This window comes from Peribacillus sp. Aquil_B1 (assembly GCF_022603275.1).
GTDB lineage: Bacteria > Bacillota > Bacilli > Bacillales > DSM-1321 > Peribacillus.
The window spans coordinates 270,148-284,893 of sequence record NZ_JAKXEE010000002.1 but is presented as its reverse complement, the minus strand read 5'-3'; the positions used below and the strand labels follow the sequence as shown (position 1 = coordinate 284,893).

The window sequence follows — 14,746 nt, the reverse complement described above, 5'->3', positions numbered from 1 at the left end:
AAATAAATCCTTTTGCCGAAATCCGGCGTGATTTGCATCAAATACCGGAGATAGGATTCAAGGAATTCAAGACGCAGCAATACCTACTGAATTACATAACGAATCTAGCCCAGGAGCGAATGGAAATCGAAACTTGGCGGACTGGGATATTCGTGAAAGTGAAGGGAAGGAATCCGCGAAAAACGATTGGCTACCGGGCTGATATTGACGGTCTGCCGATAAAAGAGGAAACCGGATTGCCGTTTGCATCCAACCACGAGGAATATATGCATGCCTGCGGTCATGATTTTCATATGAGCATAGGTTTGGGGTTATTGACATATTTCACTGAAAATCCGATTGATGATGACTTGCTATTCATCTTCCAGCCTGCAGAAGAGGGGCCTGGAGGGGCTGAACCTATGCTTAAATCGGAAACCATGAAAAAATGGAAGCCGGATATGATCCTTGCCTTACATATTGCCCCAGAGTATCCAGTTGGTACGATTGCCGTTAAAGAAGGGCTTCTATTTGCCAATACATCTGAATTATTCATCGATTTGAGGGGGAAAGGAGGGCATGCAGCCTATCCGCATGAAACAAATGATATGGTCATTGCGGCCTGCTCGCTAGTAGGGCAGCTGCAAACAGTCGTTTCAAGGAATGTCAATCCACTTGATTCAGCTGTCATTACAGTTGGGAAGATTACTGGAGGCACCGTTCAAAACATTATTGCAGAGACAGCGCGGTTAGAAGGCACAATACGCACCCTTAACCCCGAATCGATGGTAAAGGTCAAGTCAAGAATAAAAGCGCTTGTGGATGGTATACAAGTGGGATATGAGTGCTTGGCTGATATCGACTATGGAGCGATGTATCACCAGGTGTATAATGAAGAGCGGTTGACCCGGGAATTCATGGAATTTACAGAGAAGTCAAATGCTGTTCATTTGCATTGTTGTACGGAAGCGATGACTGGTGAAGATTTTGGTTATATGTTAAAGGAGATTCCAGGATTCATGTTCTGGCTGGGGGTTTCATCGGAATACGGATTGCACCACGCCAAGTTAAGTCCTGATGAAAAAGCGATTGAACTCGCGATCAATCACTTAACGGAATATATAACGTTTAAAGGAAGCGAAGCGTAAAAATGCTTTTCAGTACAGAACATGCTCTAAAGAGAGAACGAATCACGTTGGAGGGCTTATTGTGAAAAAAGAATTTGCGGTGATTGGACTTGGCCGTTTTGGCGGCAGCATAGTCAGGACATTAGCTGAAGAAGGATTAGGGGTTCTGGCCATCGATGCTGACGAGGATCGAGTGAATGAATTTGCCAGGATAGCTTCACATGCCGTAGTTGGGGATACGACGGATGAAAATGTGCTGAGAAACATAGGTATTCGTAATTTTGATCACGTCATTGTAGCGATTGGCGAGAATATTCAAGCTAGTATATTGACGACCCTCATGCTTAAGGAATTGGGTGTCGGAAATGTAACGGTTAAAGCGCAAAATGATTATCATGAGAAGGTTCTCCGGAAAATCGGGGCCGACTTTGTCGTGCACCCCGAACGAGATATGGGAAGAAGGATTGCCCATAATATAGTCTCCAATAATATCCTCGATTATTTGGAGCTTTCAGATGAACACTCCATCGTCGAAATTGTCGCCAGCCAAAAGATGAATGGAAACTCGATATTTGACCTTGATATCCGTGCTCACTATGGGCTGAATATCGTCGCGATCAAAAGAGGGAACGAAATAAATGTCTCCCCACAGGCGAGCGATTTAATTCATAAAGGTGATATTTTAATCGTCATTGGAGCAGATTCCGACATCAATCGTTTCGAAAAAAAGATTGTAGAATAAGTAATTGTCCTGCTAAAATCGAGCAGCGCTCACTTTAAGGAAAATAAAAAGCCCAGCTATATGATGGCTGGGCTTTTCAGACTGTATACGAACTCGATAATTGAGTTTGTCTACAGTTTTTTTGATTGTAAGATTCGAATGGTGATTTCCACTCCAGGCACTCGCTTTCCGCGGGGTCTCCCTTGGACGCGTATTCCCGCAGGAGTCTCGTACCCTCGGTTTCAATCAACTTTGTTTTATCATTTAGTACGTTCGGGAAAAACAATGAGCTTTTCAATCATGTATTCGCAGATGAAAAAGAAAAGCATGGTATGCGTTGTTTGACTTTATGGGGACTTGAAAGATTATGAGGCAGGCTATTCTCCATAACTGGTTCAAATCCAATATAAAATCAAAAAGGTTCCGGAATGAGACCATTCCGGAACCTTTTTATTATTGAACTTCCATGATGATCGGCAGGATCATTGGACGGCGTTTAGTTTTTTCATATAGGAATGGAGAAAGTGTGTCTGTAATTTCATTTTTGATTTCAGACCATTGTGTAGTTTTGCGATCCATCACCTTATTTAAATGCTTGGTGATCAAGGATTGAGCATCGCTGATCAGGTCTCCTGATTCTCTCATATAAACAAATCCGCGTGAAATGATGTCAGGACCGGATGCAATTTTGAATTCCTTCATATTGATGCTGACAACGACGACGACAAGACCTTCCTCGGAAAGAATCCGACGATCTCGGAGAACGATATTACCGATATCCCCGATGCCGCTTCCATCGATATAAACCGAACCTGAAGGGATTTTACCAGCAATTTGTGCTGTGTTTTCACTTAAGGAAAGAACTTCACCATTATCCATGATAAAGCAATTTTCTTCCGGAACTCCGCAATCGACTGCATGGCGGGCATGAAGTTTTTGCATACGGTATTCACCATGGATTGGCATGAAGAATTTTGGTTTTATCAAACGAAGCATTAGCTTTTGTTCCTGCTGTCCGCCGTGCCCTGATGTATGAATGTCATTCAGAGGACCTGAAATGACGTCTGCTCCTGCACGATATAATTGATTGATCGTTCTGGAAACACTGATTGTGTTACCTGGGATAGGTGAAGAAGAAAATACGACAGTATCACCAGGGATGATTTGAATTTGACGGTGAGTGCCATTCGCTATCCGCGACAGGGCTGCCATTGGTTCACCTTGGCTGCCTGTACAAAGGATGGTTACTTTATTCGCAGGCATGCGATTCAATTGCTGTACATCAATAAATGTATCTTTAGGCGCTACGATATAACCAAGATCTTGTCCAATCGATATGGCTGAATCCATGCTCCGGCCAAAAACGGCTATTTTGCGTCCGTTAGCCACGGCTGCTTCCACAACTTGCTGAAGGCGATGAATGTTCGATGCAAACGTTGCAAAAATGATCCGGCCGTCAACCTTACGGAAAATGTCTTGAATGGTATCGCCGACACGGCTTTCGGACATAGTAAAGTTCTGCACTTCACTATTTGTGCTATCCGAGAGTAAGCACAATACGCCTTCTTTACCGATTTCCGCCATTTTGGTAAGGTTTGCAGGCTCGCCCACTGGTGTGAAGTCGAATTTGAAATCACCAGTATGGACAATTTGTCCAGGTGGCGTTTTAACGACGATCCCATAAGAATCAGGGATACTGTGAGTGGTGCGGAAGAAAGAAACGGACGTCTTCCGGAACTTGATCACTTCATCTTCACTGATTTCAATCATGGTTGTCTGACGTAAAAGGCCGTGTTCTTCCAATTTATTACGAAGCAGTCCAAGTGCCAGCTTCCCGCCGTATACAGGGACATTCACTTTTCTAAGTAAATAAGGAATCCCGCCAATATGGTCTTCATGGCCATGGGTAATGAAAACGCCTTTAATTTTATCTACATTTTTCTCTAAATAGCTGTAATCTGGAATCACATAGTCAATACCGAGAAGTTCATCTTCAGGAAATTTAATTCCAGCATCAATGATGATGATTTCATCTTGAAACTGAACAGCATATGTGTTCTTACCGATTTCGCCTAAACCGCCCAGGGCGAATACAGCTGTTTGATCGTTTTTTACAAATTTCATAAATTATAGCTCCAATACTTTGTAATCTTCATTTTGTTTTTCATATTCTAAATATGCTCCGGTTACGGGTAGTACGATTTCTACGTTATAAGGTTCTTTTTTTAATTTTAGACGGACGTCACGAACGGATTCACCTTCGACAAACATTGTTTTAGTATTCTCCCTGATGGGAACCTCTGATATGGTTACTTGATAGTATACCTTAAAAACCATTTTAATCTCTCCTCACTTGTATGCATTGCTTTTTTCATTATATATAAAAACAACAATTTTTTCATGTTTTTCAACATCATGTAAAAATAAACCCAGCTCCGCCATAAAAACGGAAGGGGTTTGAGAATTAAATATACCAATGTCTAAAAGTATATAAAAAAATAGATGGCAGATTCTGGTATCAACCCGATTGTAGCTTCCTCTATCTTATATCCTATCCGTTTTTGCCATGTGTAAAACTTAAATCATGGGATCTTTTTTTTCGTAAACGATTTCTTTCTAAATTAATATAGTATCACTGTGTACAGCGTTTCATGAAAAGACAACGACTCATATTTTGATTGAAATATGTATTCACCTGACCATATAAAAGCCAAGAAAGAAAGAATGCTTAACAAGAACTTTACAACAAGGAAGAAGCCCTCCGCAAGTTTTTGAAGGGCTGTCCGAAAAAAATTCGCATATGGATGACGGCCAAGGCAGTAATGAGTGGCAAATCATGCGATAGATTTTTTTCTTAAAAGATCATTCCACTGTTTAACAAGCTTTTTACGAAGCTTTTTTAACATGGCGATCACGCTCCCTTAGTTATTATTGTATAGGATTATTCAATAATGTAAATACGTCTTTACAGGTACTTGGCCCATTTTTGAAAAAAAAGGCTCATCCAGACAAGCAACGGGGATTTTAGAGGCAAGAAGGGTGGGAGAAGTGTAGTCTGGAAAGCCTTAGCTGGTTTCTAATTAAGAATAGTATATGCCCATTCCTGAATAAAAAACGTAACTTTGAGTTGGATACGGTAGAGTTACTTGACTTATCTTGATGACAATTATTAAATGGGTACATATTAAAAAAGGAAAAAATGAATGAATTGGAAGTGAATCGTTAGTGAAAATCGTATTCTTTGATATTGACGGAACATTGCTTGATCATGAAAAAAAGTTACCTGCTTCAACAAAAAAAGCCATTAAGCAATTGCAGGATAGCGGGGTTTTTGTAGCGATTGCCACAGGAAGGGCTCCGTTCATGTTTGAGTCGTTAAGGGAAGAGCTTGGCATCGATACATTCGTAAGCTTCAATGGACAATACGTTGTTTTTGAGGGGAAAGTCGTTTATAAAAACCCTTTGAGCATACCTGAGATAAAACGGCTCCACGAACATGCTGAAAATAATGAAATCCCGATCGTTTTCATGAATGAGGAGACAATGAAATCGAGTGTTCCTCATCATAGTCGAATTGAAGAGGCATTAAGCAGCCTGAAGTTTCCCCATCCTGAACATGTGGCAGATTTTTATGAGGACCATGATATATACCAAGCCTTGTTATTCTGCTCGGAAGATGAAGAAGGGAACTTTGTTGGGAATTATGATGACTTTCACTTCATTAGATGGCATGAGTATTCGACGGATGTACTTCCATTCGGGGGTTCAAAGGCTGAAGGCATTAAAATATTAATGGAAAAAGTAGGATTTGCTCTGGAGGATGTTTACGCCTTTGGAGATGGCTTAAATGATATAGAAATGTTAAAAGTAGCGGGATATGGCGTGGCAATGGGGAATGCCGGTCAACTTGTGAAGCAAGAGGCCGACTTTGTAACGAAGGATGTCGATGATGATGGCATACTTTTTGGTTTGAAGGAACTTGAATTGATATAAAAAAAACAAAACCCCCGTCAACCAACAGGCGGGGGTTTTGCTTATAACGTTACCTTTCCACCGCAATAGAATTTTCCGGAATGGCATAAGGGTCTTCCGGATTGATATGATCATAGAACATGATTCCGTTAAGGTGGTCGATTTCATGTTGAAAGCAAATGGCTGCGATGCCTTTCAGGCGGAGTTGAACCGATTTTCCTTCCAGGTCCGTACCCACGACCGTTATTCGAGCATAACGGGGCACATAGCCGGAAACGGGACGATTTACGGAAAGGCAGCCTTCTCCGGATGTCAAGTATGCTTTTTCCACTGAATGGCTAATGAGTTTAGGGTTGAAAAGTGCATAGCTATACAATTGATCATCTTTTTCTTTCAAATGAACCGCAATCATCCTTTTTGAAACATTCACTTGAGGTGCAGCCAAGCCAATTCCTGCCCTTAACCCATATATAGCGGCAATATCGGGCTTCTGGCTGTTTTGGACAAATTCCATCAGGCTGGCTAAAAGTTGTTTATCTTCATATGATGCCGGAAGCGGAACCTCTATCGCGACTTGCCTTAAGATTGGATCGTCTTCATTAACAAAATCATCCATGGTTAGCATAATCTTTCACCCCATAAAAATTTAATAATATGTATAGGGTTATTTTAACAAAAAAAATGCTGAAAGTTAATGGATGGTCTAATGAAAGAAAAATGGAAGGGATGGAATCAAATCGATTAATTCCTATCCCCACCATTATTTTATTGGCCTGTTGAGGTCTATTTAAAAAAATAAATCATTTTTTGTGAATCAGGGTAAATAGTTAACATTTTCGGGTAAAGGTAATAGTAATTACCTGCTTAGCATAAGCACGCGCCGACAATGATTAGCAGAATGAACAGGACAATGATTATGGCGAAGCCGCTTCCAAAGCCGCAGCCTCCACCATCACCATAACCATAGCTGGGTGCAACGGAAACCGGATAACAACATTCCTGGTTGGAACCTCCATACATAATTTCATACCTCCGTTTTTGTATTATTAAATGCTGACCACTCTGATTTGAAACGGTCCCTACAGCCTATGCAGTATGGTTTAAAGGGTGTAGGCTAGCGCCCAGTAATGAAAAAAACCTGTTCGGAATATTATTGTAACAAGTGTCAGCGGCTTATAAGGGGATTTAGAGAAATATGAATCTTCGAAGAATTATCAGAAGGAGCTGTCTATTTTGAACCGTATTGCCCCATATGTTATTTTACTTCTTTCTTTAGTGGTCTTGACTGGTTGTTTCAATGGTTCACCGGAAGAAAGAATCCACAAAATCTTAGAGAAAACTGCAGAAAAGGAAAGTGATTTCACCGAGAATCAAGAGCCACTTAATGATTTGGAGAAAAAAGAAAAAGAAAAATATGAGAAAATCATTAAACTTGGATTGGATGATTATGAACAGATCGTCGAGCTTTCAGATGAAGCAACCAAGAATATCGACCAAAGGGAAGAAATAATTGAAAAGGAACAAAGCAGTATGCAATCCTCAAAAGAACAATTCAATCAGATTGACGAACAAATCGGGAAAATTGAGGATGAAAAGATAAAAAAAGAAGCGACTGAAATGAAAAAGGTCATGAGTGAGCGCTATAGCACCTACGATGATTTATATGATGCCTATCAACAAAGTCTGGCTTATGATCGTGAATTATATGAACTGTTTAAAAAAGAGGATTTGAAAATGGATGAATTACAAATGCAAATCGAGAAAATCAATACTTCTTATACAAAAGTTTTGAAAGCGAATGAGGAATTTAATGCATTAACGGAAAAATCAAATCAAAAAAAAGAAAGTTTTTATGATAGTTCCGGCATAGAAATGGCTGATTCAACAAAATAATATAAATAATGATGGGCTGTGATCCTCAATCACAGCCCATATTTTATTCCATCCTGTCCGATTATGGACTGAAAATTTCTAAAATGATCTTTTTTGTGTAAGCAGATTGATGAAGATTTTTATACCTGTACTAAAAAAAATCGATAATTAAAAATCTAACAGCAGCGTTACATGAAAGCGTTTGAACATTTTTTTGGAATATTATTCCTGAGTCTCAAATGCCTTTAGTTAAAGCGGTTTTGGAATCGATGGGATATGCGGGGGAATTGAAATGTTATCCTTCGCCAACCTTAAATCGATAAAGACGTGAATTTTAATAGTACAGTTGTAAAGTGGAAACTAATACAGAGAAGAAGTATGTGTTCTGGAAATTCTATTAAATCAAAATTATAAGGAACTCCAAGTGATTGACTTGATGTTAATTCATCTTGTAAACTTAATCTATAAAAATTCTTGTATCATTTTCCTTGATTTTTTTTATGGTACAGAATAAGATTGAGACATATTAAGCATATCCACGTTTGAGGGATTGGTCTTAAGGGAAAAATAAAAGAATGAATTATTGAAGAAACTAAAAAGCAAACTTTTTTTGCTTTATAGAATAATAATAGCAAACCTTTTTAATGAAAGGATGAGGTGCCAAATGGCTCAAAAAACTAAGCAAGCTAAAATTAATGTTCAAGATCAGCTTAAGAAAGTAGAAGAACAATTTGAAACTTTTCAAATTTTAAATGAAGAGGGAGAAGTCGTTAATGAAGCGGCTATGCCTGATTTAAGTGATGAACAATTGCAAGAATTAATGCGTCGTATGGTTTATACACGTATCTTGGATCAACGTTCCATATCACTGAACCGCCAAGGCAGATTAGGTTTCTATGCACCGACTGCCGGTCAAGAAGCTTCTCAAATCGCTTCCCAGTATGCTTTGGAAAAAGAAGATTTCATTCTGCCTGGTTACCGTGATGTACCGCAAATCGTTTGGCATGGTCTGCCGCTTTGGCAAGCATTCTTATTCTCCCGGGGACACTTTAAAGGAAATCAAATTCCTGAAGACGTCAATGTCATTTCCCCTCAAATCATTATCGGTGCTCAATATATCCAAGCTGCCGGAGTGGCTCTTGGGTTGAAGAAACGCGGAAAAAAAGCTGTTGCCATTACATATACGGGGGACGGCGGAACCTCACAAGGTGACTTCTATGAGGGAATTAACTTTGCAGGTGCATTTAAAGCGCCAGCTATCTTCATCGTGCAAAATAACCGTTTCGCAATCTCGACACCGGTTGATTTGCAATCAGCAGCTAAAACATTGGCCCAAAAAGGTGTGGCTGCAGGTATTCCTGGAATCCAGGTTGATGGTATGGATGCGTTGGCCGTTTATACAGCCGTTAAAGAAGCGCGTGAACGTGCAATCAATGGTGAAGGCCCTACATTGATTGAAACATTAACTTACCGTTATGGTCCGCATACGATGGCTGGGGATGACCCGACACGTTACCGTACTTCCGAAATGGATAACGAGTGGGAACTGAAAGATCCATTGGTTCGTTTCCGCAAGTTCTTGGAAAACAAAAAACTTTGGAATGAAGAATTAGAAAACGAAACGATAGAAAAAGCAAAAGACGATATTAAAGAAGCAATCAAATTGGCTGATGCAGAACCTAAACAAAAGGTTACAGACTTAATTGAAATCATGTATGAAGAAATGCCTTATAACTTAAAAGAACAATATGAAATTTATAAAGAGAAGGAGTCGAAGTAAGCCATGGCTCAATTGACGATGATTCAAGCAATTACAGAAGCATTACGCACAGAACTTAAAAATGACGAGAATGTACTCGTTTTTGGGGAAGATGTAGGTCTTAATGGAGGAGTTTTCCGTGCAACGGAAAATCTTCAAAAAGAATTCGGTGAAGATCGTGTATTCGATACACCTCTTGCTGAATCTGGAATCGGTGGATTAGCGGTCGGTCTTTCTTTACAAGGTTTCCGTCCTGTTCCTGAAATTCAATTCTTCGGATTTGTATATGAAGTAATGGATTCCGTAAGCGGTCAGCTTGCTCGTATGCGCTACCGTTCAGGCGGACGTTACAGTGCACCGGTTACAATTCGTTCACCTTTTGGAGGCGGAGTGCATACACCGGAAATGCATGCTGATAGCTTAGAAGGTTTAATGGCTCAGCAACCAGGGTTAAAAGTAGTTATCCCTTCCACTCCTTATGATGCAAAAGGCTTATTGATTTCTGCGATTCGTGATAATGACCCTGTCATTTTCCTTGAGCACATGAAATTGTACCGGTCTTTCCGTCAGGAAGTTCCTGAAGAAGAATATACCATTCCATTAGGAAAAGCGGATGTGAAAAGAGAAGGAACGGATTTATCCATTATTACGTATGGTGCGATGGTGCAGGAATCCATCAAGGCAGCTGAGGAATTGGCTAAGGATGGTCATTCCGTCGAAGTGGTCGACTTACGGACTGTATCTCCATTGGATATCGATACAATCATTGCTTCTGTAGAAAAAACAGGACGCGCTATCGTTGTTCAAGAGGCACAAAAGCAAGCTGGTATAGCAGCGAATGTTGTAGCGGAAATTAACGAACGTGCCATTTTGAGCTTGGATGCTCCAGTACTTCGAGTGGCGGCTGCTGATACGGTATTCCCGTTTTCACAAGCTGAAACAGTATGGCTCCCTAATTATAAAGACATTATTGAAACGGCGACTAAAGTCTTGAAGTTTTAACAATCTTAAGTAATGGAATGAATGTCCTGCTTGGGAAAGTGGTTTTGCATTAACGGTAATGCAAGATAAAGGACTTTATTCAAAGCACTAAGTATGATTTAATATAGGAGGTTGAACTCAGTGGCATTCCAATTTAGACTCCCTGATATCGGAGAAGGTATACACGAAGGTGAAATAGTGAAATGGTTTGTAAAACCAGGAGATAAGATTCAAGAGGATGACGTGCTTTGCGAGGTTCAAAACGATAAGGCCGTTGTTGAAATCCCATCACCGGTGGAAGGTACCGTTGAAGAAATCCTTGTTCAAGAAGGAACGGTTGCCGTTGTTGGTGATGTGCTTGTAACATTCGATGCTCCAGGTTATGAAAATCTTCAGTTTAAAGGGGATCATGGAGAAGAAGCGAAGGCAGAAGGCGAGAAGAATACGGAGGCCCAGGTTCAAGCAACTGCTGAAGCTGGACAGGAAGTCAAGAAAGAGGCTGCTCCGGTTCAAGAAAATAGCGGAGTAACGGGCGCGGGAGCACAACCACAGGTTGAGGCAGATCCTTCACGACGTATTATCGCCATGCCTTCTGTCCGGAAATATGCACGCGAACAAGGGGTAAACATTCGTGAGATCTCTGGTTCTGGGGATAACGGCCGCATCATGAAAGAAGACATAGATGCTTTCAAAAACGGCAAAACCGCTCCACAGCAACCAGCAGCTCAAAGTGAAGCTTCACAACAAAATGATACGGAAACAACCGAAAAACAAAAAGTTTCAATTCCTGAAGGGCAATATCCTGAAACTCGCGAGAAAATGAGCGGTATGAGAAAAGCGATCGCAAAAGCCATGGTTAAATCCAAGCAGACGGCTCCGCATGTAACATTAATGGATGAAGTCGATGTGACGCTATTGGTTGCTCATCGTAAGAAATTCAAGGAAATTGCTGCAGAAAAAGGAATCAAGCTTACATTCCTACCTTATGTTGTTAAAGCGTTAACAAGTGCATTACGTGAATTCCCTATGCTTAACACATCATTTGATGATGAAGCTAGTGAGATTATCCATAAACACTATTACAATATCGGAATTGCGGCAGACACAGACAAAGGACTGCTCGTTCCAGTTGTAAAAGATGCAGATCGTAAATCAACTTTTGCTATTTCACAAGAAATTAACGAATTAGCGACGAAAGCCCGTGACGGCAAATTGGCTCCTAACGAAATGAAAGGTGCTTCTTGCTCCATTACGAATATCGGTTCCGCAGGCGGTCAATGGTTCACACCTGTAATCAATCATCCAGAAGTTGCCATTCTAGGGATTGGACGCATTGCCGAAAAAGCAATTGTACGCGACGGGGAAATTATCGCCGCTCCAGTTCTGGCATTATCACTGAGCTTTGATCACCGCATGATTGATGGAGCAACAGCTCAACATGCATTGAATCATATCAAAAAGTTATTGAACGACCCAGAATTATTGTTAATGGAGGCGTAAACAATGGTAGTAGGAGATTTTCCAATCGAAACAGATACTTTAGTAATCGGTTCAGGCCCAGGGGGATATGTTGCCGCGATTCGTGCAGCACAGCTTGGACAGAAAGTAACGGTCGTTGAAAAAGGAACAATCGGCGGAGTTTGTTTGAATGTAGGCTGTATTCCATCGAAAGCTTTAATTTCGGCTGGACACCGTTTCCATGAAGCTCAGCATTCAGAAGATATGGGTATCTTTGCAGAAAAGGTTACTGTTGATTTTTCTAAAGTACAAGCTTGGAAAGGTTCTGTTGTAAAAAAATTAACAGGCGGTGTAAGCAGCCTGTTAAAAGGTAATAATGTTGATGTTGTAACTGGCGAAGCTTATTTCGTTGATGAAAACAGCATCCGTGTTATGAATGAAGACTCAGCCCAAACATATACATTTAAAAACGCAATCATCGCGACTGGTTCATCGCCAATCGAGATTCCGTCATTTAAATATACGAAACGTGTACTTAATTCAACTGGCGCTCTTGCTTTGGAAGAAGTTCCAAGTTCGATCGTGGTAATCGGCGGAGGTTACATTGGAACGGAGCTTGGTGGAGCATTCGCAAGCTTTGGCACTAAAGTGACCATCCTTGAAGGTACGGAAGAAATCCTTTCTGCAGGCTTTGAAAAACAAATGGCAGCACTTGTTAAGCGTAACCTTAAAAACAAAGGTGCTGAAATTGTTACTAAAGCTAATGCTAAAGGCGTGGAAGAAACTGAAACAGGCGTAACCGTTACTTATGAAGTAAAAGGCGAAGAGAAAAAAGTTGAAGCCGATTACGTTTTAGTAACAGTTGGACGTCGTCCAAATACTGCTGAAATCGGCCTGGAGCAAGTCGGAATCAAAATGACTGACCGTGGTTTGATCGAAACGGATAAACAATGCCGTACTAGCGTGAAAAACATTTACGCAATCGGTGATATCGTTTCTGGACCTCAGTTGGCTCATAAAGCATCTTATGAAGGTAAAATTGCAGCTGAAGCCATTGCAGGACATTCATCTGAAATCGACTATCTTGCTATTCCGGCTGTTGTATTCTCTGAACCGGAACTTGCTTCTGTCGGTTACAATGAAAAAGAAGCGAAGGAAGCTGGAATCGAAGCGCTTGCTTCTAAATTCCCATTCGCTGCAAATGGACGTGCTCTTTCCTTAAATAATACGGACGGATTTGTGAAGCTTATCACTCGCAAAGAAGACGGATTGGTTATTGGAGCACAAATTGCAGGACCAAACGCTTCTGATATGATTGCAGAACTTGGTTTGGCTATCGAAGCAGGAATGACTGCCGAAGATATTGCAATGACAATCCATGCACATCCAACTTTAGGGGAAATCACAATGGAAGCTGCTGAAGTTGCCCTTGGAACTCCTATTCACATCATTAAATAATTGAGTTTTATTAAAGCGTACTGCTAATGCAGTACGCTTTTTTTGTATTGACTTTATAGGCAAAAATGAAGGATGACTGCCCATTCATGATTTTCTTCACACTAGTTAAATGAAAAGGACAAAAAGGGCATAAGCTATAAAAAGGACTTCTTACTTTTTTCCTTAAAGGGGTTTGAAAAAGATAATAGAGGATAAAAAATAAGATGAGCGATGTGCTATACGAATATTTTTTGCCAATAAAAAGATCATGGCTGATATATTCATATTAAAATGAGGTGGATCACTTGAAAAACTATCTGGTAATCCTCTTTCAACTAATCGTTTGGAGCGGGTATACATTAGTTGAATGGCTGTCTGTTAACGATCGATTCGTTTTCAAAGTATTCATGTTTCTGGTCTTTTCTTATTTAGCCATCTACATTGGAAAGATGATTTTAAAATCCAATAGACGAACCATGCTTGTTACCGTGATAAGTCTATTATGTTATGGGATTTTGCAAATCCTTTTGGAAACGCTGGTACCCGTTTATTGAATTTTTAAGTAAGCCGCAATGACACAATCAACCACGGAGGAATCATGATTAACAAAGCAGTAGCATTATTTACATTTGTATCATTTTTATTGATGGCTTGTAATGATCCGAGTTCAGGTCAAACTGAAAATGAGAATCAAAAAAGTGTTGAAACGACAACAACGATCCAGGATGAAAGCCATCAAGAGAAAAATTTGAAAAAAGAAACGTCTAAAACAATTGGCGAAAGGAATGTAAAGGCAGAATATCGGGTGGATAAAGAGAATTGGTCATTTAAACCCATTGGGGATGCAAATCCGAAAGTTGTGTTGTTAACATTCGATGATGCACCTGATAAATATTCCCTGGAAATCGCCCAAACCTTGAAGCGGCTTGAAGTACCTGCAATATTTTTCGTGAACGGTCACTTTCTTGAAAATGATAAAAATAAAGAGATGCTAAAAGAAATTCACGAAATGGGTTTTTCCATCGGCAATCATACTTATTCCCATGTGAATTTAAAAGAGTTGACCGAAAAGGAACAGGAGCGGGAAATCGTAAAATTGAACAATTTGGTTGAGGGCATTACAGGGGTACGCCCTAAGTACTTCAGGGCGCCATTTGGATCGAATACCGAGCATTCAAAAAAAGTCGCTGAGAAAGAAAAAATGTTGGTCATGAACTGGACATACGGATATGACTGGGAAAAAGAGTATCAGGATAAAAAAGCTTTAACGGAAATCATGTTGAACAGCCCTTATTTAGGAAATGGTGCGAACTTACTGATGCATGACCGGAAATGGACGAGTGAAGCGATAGAGGATATCGTGAAAGGTTTTCAAAAGAAAGGTTATGAGATCCTTGATCCAAAATTAATTGAAACGCCTGTATGAGCCAATTTCGGCAT

The 14,746-nt window shown here is 40.2% G+C and carries 14 protein-coding genes; 10 read left to right on the top strand and 4 right to left on the bottom strand.

The window, feature by feature from the left end; all coding sequences use genetic code 11:
* Nucleotides 1–2 precede the first annotated feature (2 nt).
* On the top strand, nucleotides 3–1,127 hold the full coding sequence (locus tag MPH60_RS15055; RefSeq protein ID WP_241590573.1) for an N-acetyldiaminopimelate deacetylase: 1,125 nt from the start codon (nucleotides 3–5) through the stop codon (nucleotides 1,125–1,127).
* A 58-nt stretch (nucleotides 1,128–1,185) separates the two neighbouring features.
* Nucleotides 1,186–1,848, top strand: a complete 663-nt coding sequence (locus MPH60_RS15050; protein ID WP_284702805.1) for a potassium channel family protein — start codon at nucleotides 1,186–1,188, stop codon at nucleotides 1,846–1,848.
* A 432-nt stretch (nucleotides 1,849–2,280) separates the two neighbouring features.
* On the opposite strand, the gene rnjA is transcribed toward MPH60_RS15050, so the two are convergent.
* On the bottom strand, nucleotides 2,281–3,951 hold the full coding sequence (gene rnjA / locus MPH60_RS15045; RefSeq protein ID WP_034314071.1) for a ribonuclease J1: 1,671 nt from the start codon (nucleotides 3,949–3,951) through the stop codon (nucleotides 2,281–2,283).
* A 3-nt stretch (nucleotides 3,952–3,954) separates the two neighbouring features.
* Nucleotides 3,955–4,164 (bottom strand): DNA-dependent RNA polymerase subunit epsilon, encoded by a 210-nt coding sequence (locus tag MPH60_RS15040; protein ID WP_034314070.1) that lies wholly within the window; start codon nucleotides 4,162–4,164, stop codon nucleotides 3,955–3,957.
* Nucleotides 4,165–5,052: 888 nt separating this feature from the next.
* On the opposite strand from MPH60_RS15040, the gene MPH60_RS15035 reads away from it, so the two are divergent.
* Nucleotides 5,053–5,820 carry a Cof-type HAD-IIB family hydrolase gene (locus MPH60_RS15035; RefSeq protein WP_241590435.1) on the top strand — a complete coding sequence of 256 codons (768 nt, stop codon included), beginning with the start codon at nucleotides 5,053–5,055 and terminating at the stop codon, nucleotides 5,818–5,820.
* Between the two features lie 49 nt (nucleotides 5,821–5,869).
* Here MPH60_RS15035 and def read toward each other — a convergent pair whose 3' ends face one another.
* Together def and MPH60_RS15025 are read right to left on the bottom strand one after the other, a co-directional pair.
* A complete protein-coding gene (gene def / locus MPH60_RS15030) occupies nucleotides 5,870–6,424 on the bottom strand; it encodes a peptide deformylase (RefSeq protein ID WP_241590434.1) in 555 nt (184 codons plus the stop codon).
* 239 nt (nucleotides 6,425–6,663) lie between these two features.
* Nucleotides 6,664–6,819 (bottom strand): YjcZ family sporulation protein, encoded by a 156-nt coding sequence (locus tag MPH60_RS15025; protein WP_063231991.1) that lies wholly within the window; start codon nucleotides 6,817–6,819, stop codon nucleotides 6,664–6,666.
* Between the two features lie 213 nt (nucleotides 6,820–7,032).
* Between MPH60_RS15025 and MPH60_RS15020 the strand changes: the two genes are divergently transcribed.
* From MPH60_RS15020 to MPH60_RS14990, 7 genes are all read left to right on the top strand, one after another.
* A complete protein-coding gene (locus MPH60_RS15020; RefSeq protein ID WP_241590433.1) occupies nucleotides 7,033–7,692 on the top strand; it encodes a YkyA family protein in 660 nt (219 codons plus the stop codon).
* A gap of 643 nt (nucleotides 7,693–8,335) precedes the next feature.
* Nucleotides 8,336–9,451, top strand: coding sequence for a pyruvate dehydrogenase (acetyl-transferring) E1 component subunit alpha (gene pdhA / locus MPH60_RS15015; RefSeq protein WP_241590432.1), 1,116 nt, complete (start codon nucleotides 8,336–8,338; stop codon nucleotides 9,449–9,451).
* A 3-nt stretch (nucleotides 9,452–9,454) separates the two neighbouring features.
* Nucleotides 9,455–10,432 (top strand): alpha-ketoacid dehydrogenase subunit beta, encoded by a 978-nt coding sequence (locus MPH60_RS15010; RefSeq protein WP_034314063.1) that lies wholly within the window; start codon nucleotides 9,455–9,457, stop codon nucleotides 10,430–10,432.
* Nucleotides 10,433–10,552: 120 nt separating this feature from the next.
* On the top strand, nucleotides 10,553–11,911 hold the full coding sequence (locus MPH60_RS15005; protein WP_101224535.1) for a dihydrolipoamide acetyltransferase family protein: 1,359 nt from the start codon (nucleotides 10,553–10,555) through the stop codon (nucleotides 11,909–11,911).
* A 3-nt stretch (nucleotides 11,912–11,914) separates the two neighbouring features.
* Nucleotides 11,915–13,327 (top strand): dihydrolipoyl dehydrogenase, encoded by a 1,413-nt coding sequence (gene lpdA, locus MPH60_RS15000; protein WP_101224536.1) that lies wholly within the window; start codon nucleotides 11,915–11,917, stop codon nucleotides 13,325–13,327.
* Nucleotides 13,328–13,602: 275 nt separating this feature from the next.
* Nucleotides 13,603–13,860, top strand: coding sequence for a hypothetical protein (locus MPH60_RS14995; protein WP_306804763.1), 258 nt, complete (start codon nucleotides 13,603–13,605; stop codon nucleotides 13,858–13,860).
* 44 nt (nucleotides 13,861–13,904) lie between these two features.
* Nucleotides 13,905–14,732, top strand: coding sequence for a polysaccharide deacetylase family protein (locus tag MPH60_RS14990; protein ID WP_241590431.1), 828 nt, complete (start codon nucleotides 13,905–13,907; stop codon nucleotides 14,730–14,732).
* Nucleotides 14,733–14,746 lie beyond the last annotated feature (14 nt).